At 56.3% G+C, this 18,998-nt stretch carries 18 protein-coding genes; 4 read left to right on the forward strand and 14 right to left on the reverse strand.

All coding sequences use genetic code 11. From position 1 onward, the window contains the following. Positions 1-12: 12 nt before the first annotated feature. Genes AC1MDE_RS09635 through argH form a run of 4 tightly spaced genes read right to left on the reverse strand, consistent with a single transcriptional unit; the run spans position 13 to position 3,948 of the window. Positions 13-834, reverse strand: coding sequence for an ABC transporter substrate-binding protein (locus AC1MDE_RS09635; protein ID WP_058962213.1), 822 nt, complete (start codon positions 832-834; stop codon positions 13-15). Between the two features lie 19 nt (positions 835-853). Beyond that, positions 854-1,618, reverse strand: a complete 765-nt coding sequence (locus AC1MDE_RS09640) for an amino acid ABC transporter ATP-binding protein (RefSeq protein ID WP_038648005.1) — start codon at positions 1,616-1,618, stop codon at positions 854-856. Positions 1,619-1,631: 13 nt separating this feature from the next. Next, complete coding sequence (locus AC1MDE_RS09645) at positions 1,632-2,510, reverse strand: amino acid ABC transporter permease (protein ID WP_058962196.1); 879 nt, start codon at positions 2,508-2,510, stop codon at positions 1,632-1,634. 10 nt (positions 2,511-2,520) lie between these two features. Beyond that, a complete protein-coding gene (gene argH / locus AC1MDE_RS09650; RefSeq protein WP_480344511.1) occupies positions 2,521-3,948 on the reverse strand; it encodes an argininosuccinate lyase in 1,428 nt (475 codons plus the stop codon). A 157-nt stretch (positions 3,949-4,105) separates the two neighbouring features. Between argH and AC1MDE_RS09655 the strand changes: the two genes are divergently transcribed. Further along, the gene (locus AC1MDE_RS09655; RefSeq protein WP_058962194.1) at positions 4,106-5,077 is read left to right on the forward strand and encodes a LysR family transcriptional regulator; all 972 of its coding nucleotides are present in this window, start codon (positions 4,106-4,108) and stop codon (positions 5,075-5,077) included. A 10-nt stretch (positions 5,078-5,087) separates the two neighbouring features. Here the strand turns inward: AC1MDE_RS09655 and AC1MDE_RS09660 are convergent, their stop codons facing one another. Both AC1MDE_RS09660 and AC1MDE_RS09665 read right to left on the reverse strand, forming a co-directional pair. Then, positions 5,088-5,606: an N-acetyltransferase family protein gene (locus tag AC1MDE_RS09660; protein ID WP_479398147.1), complete on the reverse strand. Its 519-nt coding sequence runs from the start codon at positions 5,604-5,606 to the stop codon at positions 5,088-5,090. Then, positions 5,603-6,166 carry a helix-turn-helix domain-containing protein gene (locus AC1MDE_RS09665; protein ID WP_058961578.1) on the reverse strand — a complete coding sequence of 188 codons (564 nt, stop codon included), beginning with the start codon at positions 6,164-6,166 and terminating at the stop codon, positions 5,603-5,605. Before AC1MDE_RS09665 ends, AC1MDE_RS09660 begins: the two co-directional genes overlap by 4 nt. 151 nt (positions 6,167-6,317) lie before the next feature. Between AC1MDE_RS09665 and AC1MDE_RS09670 the strand changes: the two genes are divergently transcribed. Continuing rightward, the gene (locus tag AC1MDE_RS09670; RefSeq protein WP_058961622.1) at positions 6,318-7,052 is read left to right on the forward strand and encodes a MerR family transcriptional regulator; all 735 of its coding nucleotides are present in this window, start codon (positions 6,318-6,320) and stop codon (positions 7,050-7,052) included. A 171-nt stretch (positions 7,053-7,223) separates the two neighbouring features. Here the strand turns inward: AC1MDE_RS09670 and AC1MDE_RS09675 are convergent, their stop codons facing one another. Genes AC1MDE_RS09675 through osmF form a run of 4 tightly spaced genes read right to left on the reverse strand, consistent with a single transcriptional unit; the run spans position 7,224 to position 10,961 of the window. Beyond that, the gene (locus AC1MDE_RS09675; protein ID WP_058961579.1) at positions 7,224-7,955 is read right to left on the reverse strand and encodes an ABC transporter permease; all 732 of its coding nucleotides are present in this window, start codon (positions 7,953-7,955) and stop codon (positions 7,224-7,226) included. Beyond that, positions 7,955-8,890: an ABC transporter ATP-binding protein gene (locus tag AC1MDE_RS09680; protein WP_058961580.1), complete on the reverse strand. Its 936-nt coding sequence runs from the start codon at positions 8,888-8,890 to the stop codon at positions 7,955-7,957. The genes AC1MDE_RS09675 and AC1MDE_RS09680 overlap by 1 nt, the downstream gene beginning before the upstream one ends. Continuing rightward, positions 8,883-10,049, reverse strand: coding sequence for an ABC transporter permease (locus AC1MDE_RS09685; RefSeq protein ID WP_480344512.1), 1,167 nt, complete (start codon positions 10,047-10,049; stop codon positions 8,883-8,885). Before AC1MDE_RS09685 ends, AC1MDE_RS09680 begins: the two co-directional genes overlap by 8 nt. A gap of 3 nt (positions 10,050-10,052) precedes the next feature. Then, entirely contained in the window at positions 10,053-10,961 is a 909-nt protein-coding gene (gene osmF, locus AC1MDE_RS09690; RefSeq protein ID WP_058961582.1) for a glycine betaine ABC transporter substrate-binding protein OsmF, read from the reverse strand. Between the two features lie 218 nt (positions 10,962-11,179). Here osmF and AC1MDE_RS09695 point away from each other — a divergent pair, with 218 nt between their 5' ends. Then, positions 11,180-12,646, forward strand: a complete 1,467-nt coding sequence (locus AC1MDE_RS09695; protein ID WP_480344513.1) for an MFS transporter — start codon at positions 11,180-11,182, stop codon at positions 12,644-12,646. Positions 12,647-12,675: 29 nt separating this feature from the next. Here the strand turns inward: AC1MDE_RS09695 and idi are convergent, their stop codons facing one another. The 4 genes from idi to AC1MDE_RS09715 form a co-directional block, all read right to left on the reverse strand. After that, entirely contained in the window at positions 12,676-13,209 is a 534-nt protein-coding gene (gene idi / locus AC1MDE_RS09700) for an isopentenyl-diphosphate Delta-isomerase (protein ID WP_058961584.1), read from the reverse strand. Positions 13,210-13,553: 344 nt separating this feature from the next. After that, positions 13,554-15,116 (reverse strand): MFS transporter, encoded by a 1,563-nt coding sequence (locus AC1MDE_RS09705; RefSeq protein ID WP_480344514.1) that lies wholly within the window; start codon positions 15,114-15,116, stop codon positions 13,554-13,556. A 104-nt stretch (positions 15,117-15,220) separates the two neighbouring features. Beyond that, entirely contained in the window at positions 15,221-16,285 is a 1,065-nt protein-coding gene (locus AC1MDE_RS09710; RefSeq protein ID WP_480344515.1) for a Gfo/Idh/MocA family protein, read from the reverse strand. A 10-nt stretch (positions 16,286-16,295) separates the two neighbouring features. After that, positions 16,296-17,465: a Gfo/Idh/MocA family protein gene (locus AC1MDE_RS09715; protein ID WP_480344516.1), complete on the reverse strand. Its 1,170-nt coding sequence runs from the start codon at positions 17,463-17,465 to the stop codon at positions 16,296-16,298. Positions 17,466-17,661: 196 nt separating this feature from the next. Between AC1MDE_RS09715 and AC1MDE_RS09720 the strand changes: the two genes are divergently transcribed. After that, positions 17,662-18,729, forward strand: a complete 1,068-nt coding sequence (locus AC1MDE_RS09720; protein WP_479401049.1) for a LacI family DNA-binding transcriptional regulator — start codon at positions 17,662-17,664, stop codon at positions 18,727-18,729. Positions 18,730-18,998 lie beyond the last annotated feature (269 nt).

Raw genomic sequence — 18,998 nt, forward strand, 5'->3', positions numbered from 1 at the left:
CGCTACGCTCCTTTAGCCCTGGTTCACGGTCGCCTGAGTCACGCCATTGTCAGCCAGACCCCATTTCGCGAGGATCTTCTGGTAGCTGCCATCGGCAATCATCGCGTCAATCGCTGCCTGAATAGCTGTGGTCAATTCGCCTGCATCTTTACCAATTGCCATGCCGGTGTACTGGAAGGAGAAGGCTTTATCGAGCGGCTTATATTTACCTTTCTCAAGATCCATGATGTATGGCAGCGTTTCACTCCCCTGCACTACGCCATCCAGACGGTTCTGACGCAGCTGGGTACGTGCATCCGCCGTCCCTTCGGCGCCAACGACGATGATGGCTGGCTTACCAGCGGCTTCGCAGTGCGCTTTAGACCAGTTGGCAATCTCTACCGGGAAGGTAGTACGACGGCTGGTGCCAACCTTCTTACCACACAGATCCATGGCGCTGTTGATGTCGCTGCGAGCGGCCTGGGTGTAGAACTGTGGGCCGGTTTTGAAGTAGTCGATAAAGTTCACCACTTTCTGGCGCTCTTTGGTGTCGGTCATACCGGACATCACCAAATCAACACGCTTGGTCACCACCGCGTTCACCATCTGCTCAAAGGCGATCTCCTGCCAGTTGATCTTCACGCCCAGCTTGGCCGCAATCGCCTGACCGAGATCGTAATCCACACCGGTAAGCTGGCTGGTGGCCGGATCTTTGAAATCCATTGGCGGATAGTTCGGCATGATTGCCACGGTCAGGCCTTTTTCTTTAATAGCCGCTGGTACGGCGATATCCGCCCAGGCAGTAGATTGCAGTAACAGCGCGGCACTGATGGCACTCAATAACAGTTTTTTCATGTTTTTCACCCCGGTCACGTTAAAGAAGAATCGCGTTAATAAAGTTTTTCATCCGTGGGTTTTGCGGGTTCAACAGAATGTCTTCTGGTGCGCCCTGCTCGATGATGCGTCCCTCGTCCATAAACACCACCTGGTTCGCCACCTCACGGGCAAAGCCCATCTCGTGAGTGACCACCAGCATGGTGGTGCCCTCTTTTGCTAACTGGCGCATCACCGCCAACACTTCGCCGACCATCTCCGGATCCAGTGCCGAAGTGGGTTCGTCAAACAGCATCAGTTTCGGTTTCATCGCCAGCGCACGGGCAATCGCCACACGCTGCTGCTGCCCGCCGGACAGTGACTGCGGATAGTCGTGCGCTTTATGTGCCAGGCCGACGCGATCCAATAGCGCCATCGCCTCTTCCGCCGCTTCACGCTTCGGACGCAGCAACACGCGGCACGGCCCTTCGATAATGTTCTCCAGCGCGGTTTTGTGCGGAAACAGGTTAAAGCGCTGGAACACCATGCCAGTTTGCAGACGCTGGCGGGCAATTTGCTTATCGCTCAGCGCATGCAGTTTGTTGCCCGCAATGCGATAGCCCGCTAATTCGTTGTCGACCCAAATGCCACCCTGATCGACCTTTTCCAGCTGGTTGATGCAGCGCAGGAAGGTACTTTTACCGGAGCCGGATGGCCCGAGGATGCACATCACCTCGCCGTAATTCACTTCGAGGCTGACATCCTTCAGCGCATGGAACTGGTCGAAATATTTGTTCACCTTGACGGCGCGCACGATGTTTCTCATCTCTCTCTCCCAATTACTGACGCTGGCGGTGGCCGCGTGAGAAGAAGCGCTCAAGGCGACTCTGACCAAACGACAGCACGGTGACAATGATCAGGTACCAGATGCCGGCTACGAACAGCAGTTCCATCACGCGCGCATTGGCGAAGTAAATGGTTTGCGTGTTGTAGAGCAGTTCGGAGTACTGAATCATGCTGGCCAGACTGGTGGTTTTGATCATGCTGATGAATTCGTTACCCACCGGCGGCAAAATCACACGCATCGCCTGCGGCAGAATAATGCGCTGCAGCGCTTGCAGACGCGGCATACCAATCGCTTTCGCCGCTTCGTACTGTCCGGTATCCACGGACAACAACCCGGCGCGCACCACTTCGGAGGTATAAGCCCCCTGGTTGATGCTCAGACCCAGCAGTGCCGCAAGGAATGGCGTCATGATGGTGACGGTTTGTACGCTGAACACGCCGGGAATACTGATGGTGGGAAACACCAGCGCGAGGTTAAACCACAGCAGCAGTTGCAGAATCAGCGGCGTGCCACGGAAGATCCAGGCGTAACCCACGGCGATGTAGTGCAGCACCGGATTGGGCGACATATACATAATCGCGGTGATCACACCGAACAGGATGCCGAGCCCCATCGCCAGCACCGACATAATCAGCGTGTTCACCACGCCATTAAGGATTGCCTGGGCAGTAAAGAACTGGCCGACAAACGACCATTCAATGTTGCCGTGGGCGAAGGCGTTGACCAGCAATGCCATCAGCACCAGGATCACCGCTGAAGCCGTGATGCGGCCGTAATAGCGGCGTGGCACCACCTGATAGCGATCCAGATCGTAATGCATCTGCTCGCGGCTATTTTTCAAGCTGGGTTCAACCGGGGTGGATTGGGACATAGACGTCTCCTCAGGCGCGCGGGCCAGCGTAATCTTCAGTCCAGCGCTGCTGGTCCTGCATCAGGATTTGCAAGCGCGCGAGCTGTTCGCGTACGCGTGCCGGGGCGGTGCCGCCATAGCCACTGCGTGCCGCCAGTGCCGCTTCCAGCGTCAGGGCCCTGCGCACTTCTGGCGTTAAACGTGCATCGACGGCCTGCAACTGCGCATCGCTCAGGTCGGACAGGCCGCACTCTTCGCGTTCACACAGTTGCACCAGCTGACCGGTGATTTCATGGGCTTCACGGAACGGCACGCCGCGCATCGCCAGCCAGTCGGCCACTTCGGTGGCCAGAGTGAAACCGTCCGGTGCCTGTTCGCGCATGACGTCGGTGTTGAATTTCAGTGTCGACATCATGCCGGCCATGGCAGGCAGCACCAGCAGCAGCGTGTCCACGGCATCAATCACGTTACGTTTGTCATCGCTGAGATCGCGGTTGTAGGAGAGCGGCATGGCTTTCATGGTGGTGAGCAACGCCATCAGGTTGCCGACTAAACGGCCTGAACGACCGCGCGTCAGTTCGGCGATGTCCGGGTTTTTCTTCTGCGGCATGATTGAGCTGCCGGTAGCATAGCTGTCATGCAACTCCACCCAGCGGAACTGGCGCGAAGCCCACATGCACACTTCTTCGCACAGGCGCGACAGGTTGATACCTATCATGCTGGTGACGAACAGGAATTCTGCGGCGTAATCGCGGCTGGCCACCGCATCAATCGAGTTTTCGCAGGGTGCGAGGTAAGCCAGATCTTCAGCCGCTTTTTCCGGCTGGCGCGCAATCGCCGATCCGGCCATCGCTGCCGCACCAAGCGGGCAGCGGGCACTGCGGCGATCCCAGTCCTGCATGCGCTCGATATCGCGGGCAAAAGATTGCGCATGGGCCAGCAGTTGATGACCAAACACAATCGGCTGTGCCTGCTGTAAATGGGTAAAGCCTGGCGCCACGCTTTCGGTGTGCTGTGCGGCCTGCTCAACCAAAGATTGCTGCAGTGCCAGTAACGCACTGACCACTTTGCGGCCGTTATCACGCAGGTAGAGGCGCAAATCGTTGACGGTCTGATCGTTACGCGAACGACCTGCACGCAGTTTGCCGCCCAGTGGCCCTAAGCGTTCAGTCAGCGCGCGTTCAATGAAGGTATGGACATCTTCATCAGCCGCAATCGGGTGCAGATTGCCTGCACGATAATCAGCATCCAGCGCATCAATCGCCGCCAGCATAGTATTGAGTTCTTCGCTGCTCAGCAGATCGCCGCGAGCCAGCTCACGGGCATGTGCCCGGCATCCCGCTAAATCGTAAGGTGCCAGGGCAAAGTAATAATCCGGGCTGCGCGACAGCGCGGTTAAACTGGCCGCCGGTGCCGCTTTAAAGCGCGCACCCCATAACAGTTCGGCATTATCAGACATGCTATTTCCCCTTGCAGATACTCGTCAGCGATATGAAAAAGATATGAATGAACCAGAGGTGATAATAAAAACTTATTTCACGCTCGCACTGGTAAATACGTCATGTTTCAGGTTCACTGTACTTTCACCGCAATTATTCCGGAGTTGAATAGCAAAGATGGAAAGTAAAGTTTCCCAGTCTGGAAACAATGCAAATAATCGCGGCGATAATGCGGTTCTGGCACTGAGTAATATCGACTTAAAATTGCTACGGGTATTTAAATGCGTAGTGGAAGCCGGAGGATTAACCGCTGCCAGCAACGAACTGAATATTGGTTTAGCCGCCATCAGTAAGCAGGTTTCCGATCTGGAGATTCGCCTCGGCATGACGTTATGCAGCCGGGGGCGCGAAGGATTTGAGCTGACGCAGTACGGCATTAATGTCTATCAGGCCACGCTGGAGCTGTTCGTTTCGCTGAATCTGTTCCGCGAACGTCTGCACAACAGCCGTAATGAACTGCTGGGCGACATCGCGATTTGCGTGGTGGATAACACCATTTCTGATCCGCACTCCCCGGTCACCGCGGCGGTGCAACAGTTGCACCAGAAAGCACCAAAGGTGCAGATTCGCTTACAGACTGCGCAATTAGATGATATTGAACGCGGGATGAGTGAAGGCCGATTTCATTGTGGTATTGCGCCGGTTTATGAAATGAAAAGTGATTTTGATTACTTCCCACTTTATAAAGAATATTCGAAATTATATTGCTCCATGTCACATCCTTTATATTCTGGATCTTGTGATAAGAATATATCGGTGGAAATATTACGTGAGCAGAAAATCATTAATCATTTATATGTTACGCCGCGCGATGACCGTCGCCTCATTCCATTACAGGACAGCGGTGCGCAAGCCGTACAAGTTGAATCCGTCGCCATGCTGATTTTAACCGGGCACTTTATTGGTTATTTACCCGAACATTATGCCGCGCCCTTTATTGCGCGTGGGCAGCTGTGTGAATTGGGCGATGAATCGGTGCGCCGCGAAAATCCGTTCTGCCTGATGATGAAAAAAGGCCGGAAAATTAATCCGATTATCCGGCTATTTATGCAATCACTGGGCCTGACAGAGGCAGATGAGGCGCACTGAGTTGGTGCAATCATCCCACCACTTTATACATCACCGTGGTGGCATCTAGCGCCCCTTCCGTCGATTCAGCGTACAACGGAATGGAGCCCGCGATTTGCCAGTCCAGCGATAGATAGAGATCCGTGGCCACATCGCCGCTGCGCGTATCCAGCACCAGCAGCGTTTTGCCCTGCTCAAACGCGAGTTGCTCAGCCTGCTGCATCAGTCGACGCGCAATTCCCTGGCGACGAGCAGCGGGATGCACCAGCAATTTACTGATCTCCGCGCGATGACGCCCATTCGGCATGGCGCTAAACCCGACCATTACCGTCGCAACAATCACACCCTGCTGCCGCGCCACCAGCAGCTGATTATCGCCGCTTGCCAGGCTGTAGATTTTATCCTGCCAGAAGCGTTCCATCGCTGCGCGATCGTCGGCATCAATAAAACCGACGCTGGCCCCGTCAGCCACGCAACCCTGCAGCACCTCGGTCAACGCGGCTAGCAGGGGCTGTGCCTGAGTGGCACTTAACTGTTCAATTTCAATCATGGTTTGCACACCACCAGAATGTAACGTGCGCCGCCTTCAGGATGCGCCTGGAATGATGATTTGCCGGTGAGATGAAAACGCAGGCAATCCCCCGCCTGCAATGTCCAGCGTTGATCGTCCATGGTGAACGTCAGCTCGCCGGATTGCAGCCAGATATGCTGTTCCAGCCCCTGTACCGGCGGCGCGTCATAATCGATGCGCGCGCCGGGTTGCAACACGCTCTCAACCAGCTCGGCCTTGAAATGGCTGGCGGGCGGCGAGACACTGCGACGCAAATAACCGCTGGCATCGTCGCGCCAAACGCTCTGGTCGCTCGCTTTCAGCAGCAGCGCGGCTTCCTCTTCCACTTCACTCAACAGGCGCGACATGGTCAAGCCATAGGCGACACACAGTCGGTTAAGCAAAGCGGCTGTGGGGCTGGTCTCCGCCCGTTCAATGCGCGACAATGAAGCCCGACTGATGCCGGTAGCCATCGCCAGTTCGTCCAGTGACCAGCCACGTTGCACCCGCAATTCGGCTAAACGCGCGGCCAATCGATCTTCGGTATCCGGTACAGACATGTCCACCTCTCATTTATGGGAAATAAATCTCACAAGTGAGATATCACCTGATATTGCGCAAAACGTCAAGTTGTACAGAAACAAAAGAGTTGTACAACATAGGCGTGGCGGTTAAGGTGTTGTAATGCAGGTCAGAATTTTCGAGGACGCCATGGCCTTATACAGTATCGGCGATGTTGCCGAACGCTGTGGAATCAACCCAGTAACACTACGCGCCTGGCAGCGCCGTTACGGTTTATTAAAACCCCAGCGTACAGAAGGCGGTCATCGCCAGTTTGATGATGAAGATGTTCAGCGCATTGAGGAGATCAAGCGTTGGATAGAAAGCGGTGTGCCTGTTGGCAAGGTGAAAGCCCTGCTGGAAGGCCAAACCGTTAATGTGCACGATGGCTGGACCGCGCTGCAGGAAGAACTGATGAGCGTGCTGCGTCACGTTCGTCCGGCTAAATTGCGCACCAAAATTGCCACCATTGGCCGCGAACATCCAGTGGATGCGCTGATCGATCACGTGTTTGTCCCGGTGCGCCAGCGCCTGGGACTGGATCAACATACCGCCCGTACCATGTGCAGCCTGCTGGATGGCGCGCTGATTGATTACGTGGCGTTTTGCCTGGCGGGCGGCCGTAAAAAAGCCGGCAAAGATGCATTGATGATTGGCTGGGGCGTGGAAGATCGCACTCGCCTGTGGCTGGAAGCCTGGCGCTTGTCGCAGCAGGGCTGGCGTATGGATGTCTTAGCCGAGCCGCTGGATATGCCGCGTCCTGAGCTGTTCCCCGGTCAGAATCTGTTTATCTGGACCGGTAAAAAACCGACGCGTCGGCAGCTGGAGCAGTTTGAACACTGGCAGGCACAAGGGTTTGCCACCCATATTCATGATCCCGCCTGACAAAAAATCGCACACACGGCCTTTGCCTTGCCGGGTGTGCGCGTTATCATGCCGCACTCCATGACTTTTCTCAGGTTTCCCTTATGAACTGGAATAAAATTCTCATTGGCTCCCTGTTTGCCGTGATGGCCATTGGTGGCATGGGCGGCATGATGCTGGTGGGCTACAGTCTTATCCTTCCCAGCCACTGAGTTGACGTTGCACGCGTTCTAACACGCGGTCGCAAATCAGTGCCAACAGGGCGACCAGCAGCGCCCCCTGAATCACATAGGCGGTGTTAAAGCCGCTCAGTCCGATAATCACCGGCGATCCCAGGCTTTCTGCGCCCACTGTCGACGCGATGGTCGCGGTGCCGATGCTGATCATCACCGAGGTACGCACCCCTGCCATGATCACCGGTGCGGCCAGCGCCAGCTCAATCTGCCATAAGCGCCGCCATGGCCCCATGCCCAGCCCCACGGCAATTTCCCGGTTGCTGTCCGGCACGCTGTCTAAACCTGCCAGCGTTCCCTGCAAAATCGGCAACAGCCCGTAAAGAAACAGCGCTATGATGGCCGGTGTCGCGCCAAAGCCCATCACCGGCACGGCTATCGCCAGCACCGCTACCGGTGGGAAGGTCTGCCCCGCTGCCGCCAGCGTCTCCAGTAACGGCCTGAACGCCCGCCCGGCGCGTCGCGTCGCAAAAACACCACTGCCTACGCCAAAAATAATCGCCAGTGCGCTGCCGCTGATCACCAATGACAGATGTGCGAGGGCCAGCCGCCAGAAGCTCTCTTGCTGATACAGCGGACGTTCCAGCTGCGGGAACCAGTGGGCAAACAGCGGTCCGCTGTGCGGCAACCCCCACAGCAGCAGCAGAAACACCGCCAGCAGCCAGTACAGTGGATCGCGCCAGACACGCATCAGATTGCCTCCCGCTGGCGCAGCAGATCGCTAAAGTGCAGGACACCCAACGGCTGTTGATGTTGATCGATCACCGGCAGTTTGTCGGTGCGCCGAGCGATAAACTGAGACAGCGCCTCGCGCAGCGTCAGGTGCGCGGCTATTGGCTCACCGTCCAGCCACTCGCCGCGCCGCGCGGCGCTGCCAGCACGTCCCAATGCCAGCAGTCGCACGCCAAGCTCGCTGCGGCCAAAGAATTCGCGGGCGAAATCCGTGGCAGGCTGCGTCAGCAACTCAATCGGCTTGCCTTGCTGCACGATTTCACCGCCGTCCATCAGCACCAGTTGATCCGCCAGCGTCAGCGCTTCGTCGATGTCGTGCGTCACCAGCACCACCGTGCGTCCTGACAGCTTCTGAATACGCAGCATCTCCTGTTGCAGCGCCTGACGGTTCACCGGATCGAGCGCGCCAAAGGGCTCATCCATCAGCAACAATTCGGGATCGGCAGCCAGCGCGCGCGCCACGCCAACCCGCTGCTGTTGTCCGCCGGAAAGTTGATGGGGAAAACGCGTCGCCAGATGCGTATCCAGATTGAGCAGCGCCAGCAGCTCCTCTACGCGCTGTTGAATTTTTGCCTGCGGCCAGCCGAGCAGTGACGGTACCGTGGCAATGTTCTTTGCCACGTTCCAGTGCGGGAACAGGCCAATCGACTGGATGGCATAGCCAATACGCCGCCGCAGCGCACGTGCATCCATGCGTTCAATCGGTTCACCGGCAAAGCGGATTTCGCCGCTGTCATGCTCCACCAGCCGGTTGATCATTTTCAGCGTGGTGGATTTGCCCGAGCCGGAGGTGCCGATCAGCACGGTGAAACTGCCCTTCTCAATATGCAAAGTGAGATCGCGCACCGCTGCTTTGCCCGCAAACATTTTGCTTACCTGGTGAAACTCAATCATCGGTTCTCTCCAGTAGTGCCGACAGTAAACGCAATGCGGCATCAAACACCACCGCCAGCGCCACCACCGGAATCACGCCCAGCAACACCAAATCCAGTGCGCTGCTGAGTAATCCCTGAAATACAATGGCGCCAAAGCCACCGGCACCAATCAGCGCCGCGACCACCGCCAGTCCAATGGTTTGCACCACCACCACACGCAAGCCCGAGAGCCATACTGGCAGCGCCAGCGGGAGTTCGGCGTGCCAGAACTGTTGCATCGCGCTCATGCCCATACCGCGCGCGGTTTCCCGTACCTCCTGCGGCACCTGCTGCAACCCCGCCACCACGCTGCGCACCAGCGGCAGCAGCGCATACAGCACCAGCGCAATCAGCGCCGGAGCCAGACCAATACCGCTGATGCCCCAACTTGCCAGCACCGGGAAGTGAGCCACCAGCCCTGCCAGCGGCGCAATCAGCAGACCAAACAGCGCCACGGAAGGCACAGTCTGGATCAGGTTGAGTACGCTGAAAGCGGCACTTTGCCAGCGCGGTCGTCGGGCAATCACCAGGCCGAGCGGCAAACCAATGAATACCGTCGGCAACAGCGTGCCAACCAGCAACAGCAGATGCTGGCTGAAGGCGGCATCAAATACTGCCGTGCGGTTGGCATACTCTTTCATCAGGGAGAGGTGGTCGAGGTGACCGCTGAGCAATAACAGCAGCGGAACAATCCAGATTTGCAGATTCAGCAGAATTCGCCACGGGGTGCTGGTTGTCAGCTGGCGGATGGCCTCGGCTGCCAGTAACAGCGCCAACGCCGCGGCACACCATAAACCGCTGCCAAAGGCCGTGCGTGCCAGCGGGCTGCCGCTGTTAGCCAGCTGCGCCGCCGTCTGCCCGCCAATAAACACCAGCAGCGCAAACAGTATCTCGGCATCCAGCAAGGCCATCACCAGATTGCGACGCCGGGGCTTCCACCACAATCCTTGCCATAGCCACAGTAACGGCAACAACAGCAGCCAGGACTGCGTCACCTGCCACAGCATCAGCGGCTGTCCGGACACCAGGCGATTGGCGGCGAAACTGAGTAACGGCAAAGCCAATAGCGCGCAAGTGATCAGCAGCGTTAGCACCAGCAGCACCGGCTGCTGGCGCGGTCTCGATAACAGTAACGGCACCGCTTACAGCAACTTATTCTGCTGTAGCCACTGTTTCGCCACCTGGCTGGCATCCTGACCATCAACCGCAATCTGCGCATTGAGTTGTTGCAGGGTTTTCTCATCCAGCTTGCTGAACACCGGCTGCAACCAGTTGCCGATCTCCGGATACTGTTTCAGCACGCTTTCCCGAATCACTGGCGCAGGGGCATAAATTGGCTGGACGCCTTTGGGATCGGTCAGGGTTTGCAAACCGAGCGCGGCCACCGGGCCATCGGTGCCATAGGCCATGGCTGCGTTGACGCCGGAGGTTTGCTGCGCCGCCGCCTTGATGGTTACCGCCGTATCACCGCCCGCCAGCGACAGCAGCTGAGACTGATCCAGCTTGAAGTTGTAGGCTTTTTCAAATGCCGGTAGCGCATCGCTGCGTTCGATAAATTCGGCTGAGGCCGCCAGCTTGAAGGTGCCGCCCTTTTTCAGGTAGGCGCTGAGATCGTCGAGGGAGTTAAGGTTATTTTTCTGTGCCACATCGCCGCGCACCGCGATGGTCCAGGTATTGTTGGCGGGCGCAGGGGTTAACCACACCAGATGATTTTTATCCGCATCGAGCTTTTTCACCTTCTCATAGCCCTGCTGCGCATTTTTCCAGGCCGTGTCTTTCTCATCGTTAAAGAAGAACGCGCCATTACCGGTGTATTCCGGATAAATATCCAACTCGCCCGCAGTGATGGCCCCGCGTACCACCTGGGTGGTGCCGAGCTGGATTTTGTTGACGGTTTTTACCCCGTGTTTGTCCAGCACCTGCAGGATGATATTGCCCAGCAGCGAACCTTCGGTATCAATCTTTGAACCGACCTTGACCGGATCGGCCGCATTCGCAGCGCCCACACTCATCGCTAATGCGATCATCCCCAATAAACCCTGCTTAATCATGCCGCTGTCCTCTGCTTATGTTTTCAGTCTGTGACTATCAAGCGTAGCCTGGCGAAACAGGATGGGGGCGGTCAAGCGCCTCAGTTCGAGCTTTTTCTGCTATTTAATGCGCATTTCTTATAACCCATTCGCAGGACTTATAACCAAATGGAATTTTTAATGCGTAAGTACAGGCTTATTCTCATAGTCCCACTCTTTACAATAAAATACATAACATCATGTCCGACTTAGCTTCTCCGGCGCACGTGGCGCTGGAAGGGAATACGCCGACTGGCGAAACCAAATGGATTCGCAGCGCGGCTGACGTATCGAATCTCGTGAATAACAGCAACGAGTCTCGCAGCAATGCGCGCATCGTGGTGGCCATCGCCCTTGGCGGTGTGTTCCTCGATGCCTATGACCTCGGTGCACTGGCCTTTGGTATCAAAGATGTCACGCGCGAATTTAACCTGACGCCGACCGGCACCGGGATGGTGGCCTCCGCGATTACCTTCGGCGCGATTGTGGGTGCGCTGATTGGCGGTTATCTCACCGATAAAATTGGCCGCTACCGCGTGTTTATGGCGGATATGTTCTTCTTTGTGGTTGCAGCGCTGGCCTGCGCCTTTGCCCCGAACGAATACGTGTTGGGCGGTGCACGCTTTGTGATGGGATTGGGCGTGGGCATCGATCTTCCTGTCGCCATGGCGTTTCTTGCCGAGTTTTCTAAACTGCGCGGGCAAGGGAATAAGGCCGCCAGCGTGGCAATGTGGTGTCCCACCTGGTATGCGGCAATCAGTATTTCCTATCTGCTGGTGCTGCTGCTGTATGCGGTACTGCCGGAAAGTCACACCGACTGGTTGTGGCGACTGATCCTCGGCTTCGGCGCGGTACCTGCGCTGCTGATTATTGCCATTCGCAGCCGTTATATGAGTGAGTCTCCAGTGTGGGCGGCCAATCAGGGCAACCTGCACGGCGCCGCGCAGATCCTGCAGCGCTCCTACAACATCAATGCCCATGTCGCGGAAGATGCCGAACTGACGCAGGCCAAGCCGGTGCGCAAAGCCAGCTGGCGTAACTATGGCGCGCTGCTACAGGGGGTTTATCGTCGTCGTACTATTCTGGCGACCGTCACCTCCATCGCCTCTTCGTTCGCCTACAACGCGGTGGCCTTTGGCCTGCCGGTGATCATCTCCAGCTTCTTTGCGCAATCGATGCTGACCACTATTTTGGTGTCGCTGGCGTTGAATCTGCTGTTCGCTTTCGTGGGTGGCTTGCTGGCCGTGCGTCTGGTGCCGCGTCTCGGCGCGTGGAAGATGTCGGTGGCGGGTTACAGCTGTCAGTGCATTGCCCTTCTGGGGTTAGCGCTGATTGGTCGCCCGGAAGGCGGTGAACAAGCGGCACTGGCGATTGCGATGCTGGCGCTGTTCCTGTTTGGTCAGGGGTTTGGCCCGGGCTCACACACCATGACCTTTGCCTCGCTGAGCTACCCTGCTTCACTGCGCGGCGTGGGGGTTGGTTTTAACCAGACGCTGATGCGCGGCAGTTCAACCGTGTCGCTGTTCCTGTTCCCACTACTGGTGGCGGCATTCGGCACCGGCGTATTCTGGGTGATTTTCCTCGCCCCGCTGATTGGCTTGCTGGCGCTGCTGGCGATCCGCTGGGAGCCCTCAGGCTACGATGTGGATGCGGAAGACTTCACTTAAGACAACAACGCCCCGTTAAGGGGCGTTTTTTATGCGGTCAGGCGGAAATCGCCGAACGTATGGGGAATGCGCGGGAAGGTGTGCAGGAACCAGGGCGTAAATTGTTCGGGCTGATCCTGCATCTCCTGCTGAATCTGCTCAATCGAGCGATAACACCAGGCATCCGCTTCTTCCGGATTCAGGTTGGGTTCAATATCACTGGTGGCGAAGAACACATGGCCATACTCGTGCTCGGTCAGACCGTTGCTTAATGGCAGGTTGTAGCTCAGTTCGAACACTGGCGTCAGCGCTACTTGCATCCCCATCTCTTCACGCAAGCGACGTTCAGCGGCATCCCGGGTCGATTCCTGCGGATAAGGGTGGCCGCAGCAGGTGTTGCTCCACAAGCCGCCACAGTGATATTTACCGTTAGCACGACGTTGCAGCAACAGTTCATGGCGCGAATTGAACACGTAGACCGTCACCGCACGATGCAGCAATCCTTTCTCATGTACTTCCAGCTTTTCCATCTTGCCGGTGGGACGATCGAGGTGGTCGACGAGAATAACTTCAATGGCGGGCATGACAACTCCTTCAGATAATTCTCAGCTATTGTACACAACCTCAAAGACTGAAACTGAGGAAATCGCGCACATTCCGTGCGCTTAAGTAGAGAAATTTAAGCTTAGCAGTCATCAGACAAAGCGGTAACGACTCAGGATGTAGAATTCAAATCGGCCAACCATGGGCGCTATAAAGTCGTCATCGTTATCAGCCAGTATGCGGAGGCGTGCACAGTCCCGGGCCGCCTTGAGTCTGTCGTCGCCACGCTCTGACCGCTCAATTCCGCCTATGCGCACAGATAAGGCGGCCCCCTCTTAAAGGGCAGCCTGATTTGACTGAGTGATTACCTGACAGGCATTCGCGCTTAAAGCCGCCCCTTCAGTTTTAGCTCGGATTCGATTGTCGTATCGCGGGCAGTTGTATGCCGGCTTGCGCCCCACACTTCATCATATTCATAGCCAGTGAGATCTTTAATCACCACACGCGTTTCAGCATCGCAACTTCTTGCCGTGCCACCCAGTTTGCGGCGCGCCACCTCTTTGATTAGCAACTTATGGCTACGCTGCGTCAGTTTGAATTTAAAGGTCAGCCAGAAGCTCGCCGCCAGCAGTGCCGTGGTGACAAACACCATCAACCCGACAATCGCATGGATGGCGCTCTCCGGTTGCGCACCGTTGCCTTTCACAAAACCACTCTCCTGCAGCACGATGCCAATCATGAAAATGGCGATGGCCACCGAACTTTTACGCGTCAACACCATGACACCAGCAAATATCCCTTCACGCCGCTTACAGGTCACCATCTCATCAATATCGGGAATAAAGCTGTAGATGTTCCACGGAATGTAAAACAGCCCGGCGCGCACGATGCCCAAAAACAGAAAGACTGCGCTGAACAGCAGCGTGGGCACCTGCCATTGCCACAGATAAACCGCAAACAGGAACAGGAAGATAGCGACGATACTCAGGTAGGACATACGCAGCGCGTTGGAGGGCGTCATATTAAAGCGGCCAAGCAGCATCATGAAAATGAAAGTGCCGGGAATCGACATAAACATCATGTTACTTAGCAGCAGTGAAGCCAGTGAGGCATCCTGCTTCAGGCCGTAGATCACGAAATAGGTGAACACCGCCAGAAAGGCATCCATCGCGGTGAAGGAGCAGATATAAATCAGCAGATGCTGACGAAAGGCTTTGATTTTGAATGACGATGCCAAATCGACAAACAGATACTTTAGGTGGGCCTTCAGGCTCCCCTGGCGCGCCGAATGTTGCGCCACATCCTCTTCCGGCTGAATATCTTTGGCCTCCCAGGTGGTCAACCAGGTAATAAACACCGCCACGCAGTAAATCACCGAGAAGATGACGCCGGTCAGCGTATAGGTAATGGCGTTGTCTTTGCCGGTATAGGTCATGATGATGCCCGGCACTGAGACGGCAAGGAAACTGCCAAGCGCTGAGAACATCAGGCGCACGCCCGAAAGACGCGTGCGCTCGCTAAAGCGATTGGTCATCTCCGAGGACAAGGTTTCCCACGGCACCAGCACCATTGCCGACAGCAGTTCGATGGTGAGATAAGTGCCGAGATAGTACCAGTAGCCCATATCCGTCACCCACAGCGCGCCATACAGCAGCATTAAGGGAGAGGAGATCAGCAGGAAGAAACGGCGGCGGCCAAATTTTCGCCCCAGCCAGGTATTGCCGAAGTTGTCAGTAATGTAGCCCATGATCGGACTTAATATCGCATCGATGACGCGGGCGATGGCAAATATCGAGCCCGCTTCAAACACCGATAATCCGCAGTAGGTGGTATAGAAAAACAGCAACCAGGTGCCAATCACCGCAAAGGCACCGCCGCCAAAGAGATCCGTCAGGCCGTAGCCGATCGCGACGCCATAACCGACGCGACGTTCTGTAGGTTTAACCATCGATCCGATTCCTGTTCTGGTAGGGTATGTAATAGCGGCAAGGTGCTATGCCCTACCGCCGTTGTTATCAACAGAATTGGAAATCAACTTATAGGGCCGGGATGCTATCCCGCATTGGCTAGCATCTGCGCTTTGACACAGAGTTCCGCCGCCTTAAAGGCATGGGCTTGCGTCATGGCGTGCTCTGTACGATGGAGACAGTCATTGATGAGCTGTCCAAAGAACGGGAAGCCGACTTCGCCGGAAACGGCATAGCGGAACTCTCCTTCTTTGTTCACCAGATACACCACATCCTGCTCGCCACGTGTGAGATCGGTGTATTTGCGGATCTCGATATAACCGTCGGTACCGAGCAGCGTCATGCGCCCATCCCCCCAGGTGGATAAGCCATCCGGCGTAAACCAGTCGCAGCGGAAGTAGCCAGTGGCGCCGTTCTCGCCCGCCAGCATCGCATCGCCAAAGTCCTCAAATTGCGGGTGCTGTGGATGGCGGAAATTCCGCACCTGGCTCGCCACCACCGTGGCGTCGCTGTTGCCGGTGTAGTAGAGGAATTGCTCAATTTGATGGCTGCCGATGTCACACAGGATGCCGCCGAAATAGCGACGCTGATAGAACCAGTCGGGCCGTCCGGTGCCTTCACGATGTGGACCCGTGCCAAGGGTTTGTACCACCTGCCCGATAGCCCCTTTTTCCACCAATTGCCCGGCAAACACCGCGCTCTCCACGTGCAGACGTTCGCTGTAATACACCGCATATTTGCGCCCGGTTTTAGCGCACATCGCTTTGGCGTCTTCCAGCTGTTCCAGGCTGGTGAGCGGGGCTTTATCCGTGAAGTAATCCTTGCCCGCTGCCATCACTTTCAGCCCCAGCGCACAGCGTTCCGAGGGAATCGCCGCGCCTGCCACCAGTTGTACCTGCGCATCGGCCAGAATGGTCTCCAGCGAATCGGCGATCTGCACCTGCGGGAACTGCTGCACAAACTTATCGACTTTGGCGGGATCGGGATCGTATACCCACTTCAGCGTGGCTCCGGCCTCGGTCAGGCCATTGCACATGCCGTAAATGTGGCCGTGATCCAGTCCTGCCGCCGCAATGATAAATTCCCCCGGCTGCACCACCGGCTGTGGTTTGCCTTTCGGCGCGTAGTTCATGCCATCCTGCTTATTCATGGTTGTTTCCTCACGCAAAGTTTTTACCCAATGGGATGTCATCAACATCGGCGAAGTTGTCTACCGAAGCCTGTTTTTCATAGAAGTGCGGCGCATGAGCGATCAGCCCGCCAGTGCGATAAAAAGCATCCTCTTTGGGGATCGGTAACGACACAATGCTTTTGGTGATGGCCGATTTGTAGATGGCGGTAATCAACTCCAGCGAGCGTTTGCCCTGCTCGCCGTCAATCAACGGCACACGCTGTTTCTCAATCGCCGAGAAGAAGTCATCGACCTGTCCGGCGTGCAGTGTCCAGGTGAGCGGTGCCGTGCTGGCATGAAAGCGATCCAGCTCCTGCTCCAGCACCAGATTGTTCTCTTTTTCCGGGAAGCCATTATCTGCCGCCTGCATGGCGACCGCTTTCCACGGTGCCGAGAGACGCGCTTTTTCTCCCTGCAGCACGATTTTCTGATCTTCACCGTGATGCACAACGGAAGCGGTCAACTGCGCCAGCGTGCCGTTGGGGTAGCGGAAAATCGCGGCGCTGAGGTCTTCCACTTCGGCATTGTCATGCGCCACGTTGCCGATCATCGCCACCACTTCACTGGGCGCACCGAGCATCCATTGCATCGCATCGATGTGGTGTACCGCATGGTTAAGCGTGCAGCCGCCGCCCTCTTTCTCCCAGGTGCCGCGCCACCACAGGTCGTAGTACGAATGGCCACGCCACCAGAATGAATCGATTTGCGCGTGGCAAATTTTGCCCGCCAGGCCCGAATCTACTGCCGCTTTCAACTGCCAGAACGCGTCGGTGAAGCGGTTCTGCGCCACCACTGACAGAATTTTGCCACTGGCTTTTTGCGCAGCAATCATCGCATCGCACTCTTCCAGCGAGGCCGCCATAGGCTTTTCGCACAGCACATGCTTGCCCGCCTGCAGGGCCGCAATGGTGTTTTCCGCATGCACATAAGGCGGCGTACAGACGTCGACCACGTCGATATCTGCGCCCTCGGCCAGCATCTCGCGGTGATCCTGGTAAACCCGCACATCGTGCAGGCCGTAGCGCTGCAATTTCTCCCGCGCTTTTTCAGGATACACGTCCGCTACCGCGACAATTCTGCCGCGCTCAGGAAACTGCAGAAACGCCTGGATATGTGAATTGGCAATATTGCCCATGCCCACTATCGCAATTTTTAACATCGAGATTCTCCGCCGATAACCGCTGTTGAGGTGTCTGCGAGGAACATAAAAAAGTGCTGCGGGTCGGACAATCTGTTTTTGTGAGAATGCTCGCAGAGCAAGGCATGAGTTTGTGAACCAAATGTAAAAGCGCCTTAATATCAGTCCACTGCGTCTGCAAAAATTTGCAAAAATTGATTGGGATGGGGATCACACTATGGCTGGCAAGCTCAGAATGGATGAAATTTCAGCAATCACCGGCTACTCGGTGAGTACGGTTTCACGCGTGTTGAGCGGCAAATCCTACACCAGCGAAAAAGCGCGTGAGGCGATAGTCGACTGCGCGCGCAGGCTAGGTGTATTGCAGGAAATGGTGAGTGGTCGCCTGCTGATCAATGAGATTGTGGTGTTTGCCCCAGGGCGCACTTTCACGCCGCGTGGCGATCATTTTTACCATGAGGTGACGCGTGGAATCGCCGAGGCCTGCGCATCGCATGATGTGCATATCAGCTATTGCCCACTGGAGGAACAGCGCGCCGATGTGAAGCTGTTTCTGGAAAAAGCCGCAGCAAAAAACATCAGCGCCATCATCATTATCGGCACCGACGATCAAGCGATCTTCAGTCTGGCGGCGTCACTCGGTAAACCCTGTGTGCTGATTAACTCTCGTGATAAAGATATGCGGCTGGATGCGGTGTCACCCGATCATCGGGCGATTGGTTTCAGCGCTATGCAGCATCTGTTTGAGCAAGGCCACCGCCGGGTGTTGACCGTGACCTGCCTGCGACGTGAGACGCTGTTTTTGCGTCTGGAAGGGATCAAAGACGCCTACCGCCATTTTCATATGCCGTTTAATGCCCAGCAGGATTTGATCGTCATCGAAGCCTACTCCTCGCAGGACACCGAGATCGCACTGAATCACTGGCTGGATACGCACCCACGCGATCAGTGGCCTGATGTGATTTTGCCCGGCGGCAAAGGCATTATTACCGGCGTGCAGAATGCACTGCTGTCACGCGGCTTGCGCATTCCCGAAGATATTTCGCTGATGACCACGGATCTAGCCAGCCGGCTGGAAGGATCGCCAGAGATGCCCATCACCGGCTTTGCGGTGCCGTGCCGTGAACTGGGTTATGAGGCAATCCAGCTGATCCAGAATCGCCTCAATCGTCCGCAGTCGTCGATTTACAATCTGTTGTTGCAGGGGAAACTGGTGGATCGCGGCACGGTGGCGAATGCCACTCGCCATGCCGCGCGTGAAGAGATCCGCAACGCGTTTCCGTGAGATGCCCCAAAGCAGAAACGCACGTCATCAGCGCATCGTGCCTGTGCACCCAAGCCCAACATCAAAACCTCAGCGCTGATGCTAAACCTTTTGAATTACCGATCCGTTCAAGCCTCAAGCACATAGCCTTTTCTAACAAACCACACCTAAGCTCAGAAGCAGGCTGGTGCCGCTCAGGGGCAGGCAATCCGCAGCGCCGAACAGAGTGAGTCTGCCAGGAGAGACCGCATGGATGCGGTCGAAAGGCTGGGCTGGAACAGGGATGTTCC

It is taken from the genome of Pantoea folii, from assembly GCF_056678875.1.

Bases quoted from the DNA above. Each gene is read 5' to 3' on its own strand.
- AC1MDE_RS09635 (WP_058962213.1), bottom strand. From the start codon at position 834: ATGAAAAAACTGTTATTGAGTGCCATCAGTGCCGCGCTGTTACTGCAA.
- AC1MDE_RS09640 (WP_038648005.1), bottom strand. From the start codon at position 1,618: ATGAGAAACATCGTGCGCGCCGTCAAGGTGAACAAATATTTCGACCAG.
- AC1MDE_RS09645 (WP_058962196.1), bottom strand. From the start codon at position 2,510: ATGTCCCAATCCACCCCGGTTGAACCCAGCTTGAAAAATAGCCGCGAG.
- argH (WP_480344511.1), bottom strand. From the start codon at position 3,948: ATGTCTGATAATGCCGAACTGTTATGGGGTGCGCGCTTTAAAGCGGCA.
- AC1MDE_RS09655 (WP_058962194.1), top strand. From the start codon at position 4,106: ATGGAAAGTAAAGTTTCCCAGTCTGGAAACAATGCAAATAATCGCGGC.
- AC1MDE_RS09660 (WP_479398147.1), bottom strand. From the start codon at position 5,606: ATGATTGAAATTGAACAGTTAAGTGCCACTCAGGCACAGCCCCTGCTA.
- AC1MDE_RS09665 (WP_058961578.1), bottom strand. From the start codon at position 6,166: ATGTCTGTACCGGATACCGAAGATCGATTGGCCGCGCGTTTAGCCGAA.
- AC1MDE_RS09670 (WP_058961622.1), top strand. From the start codon at position 6,318: ATGGCCTTATACAGTATCGGCGATGTTGCCGAACGCTGTGGAATCAAC.
- AC1MDE_RS09675 (WP_058961579.1), bottom strand. From the start codon at position 7,955: ATGCGTGTCTGGCGCGATCCACTGTACTGGCTGCTGGCGGTGTTTCTG.
- AC1MDE_RS09680 (WP_058961580.1), bottom strand. From the start codon at position 8,890: ATGATTGAGTTTCACCAGGTAAGCAAAATGTTTGCGGGCAAAGCAGCG.
- osmF (WP_058961582.1), bottom strand. From the start codon at position 10,961: ATGATTAAGCAGGGTTTATTGGGGATGATCGCATTAGCGATGAGTGTG.
- AC1MDE_RS09695 (WP_480344513.1), top strand. From the start codon at position 11,180: ATGTCCGACTTAGCTTCTCCGGCGCACGTGGCGCTGGAAGGGAATACG.
- idi (WP_058961584.1), bottom strand. From the start codon at position 13,209: ATGCCCGCCATTGAAGTTATTCTCGTCGACCACCTCGATCGTCCCACC.
- AC1MDE_RS09705 (WP_480344514.1), bottom strand. From the start codon at position 15,116: ATGGTTAAACCTACAGAACGTCGCGTCGGTTATGGCGTCGCGATCGGC.
- AC1MDE_RS09710 (WP_480344515.1), bottom strand. From the start codon at position 16,285: ATGAATAAGCAGGATGGCATGAACTACGCGCCGAAAGGCAAACCACAG.
- AC1MDE_RS09715 (WP_480344516.1), bottom strand. From the start codon at position 17,465: ATGTTAAAAATTGCGATAGTGGGCATGGGCAATATTGCCAATTCACAT.
- AC1MDE_RS09720 (WP_479401049.1), top strand. From the start codon at position 17,662: ATGGCTGGCAAGCTCAGAATGGATGAAATTTCAGCAATCACCGGCTAC.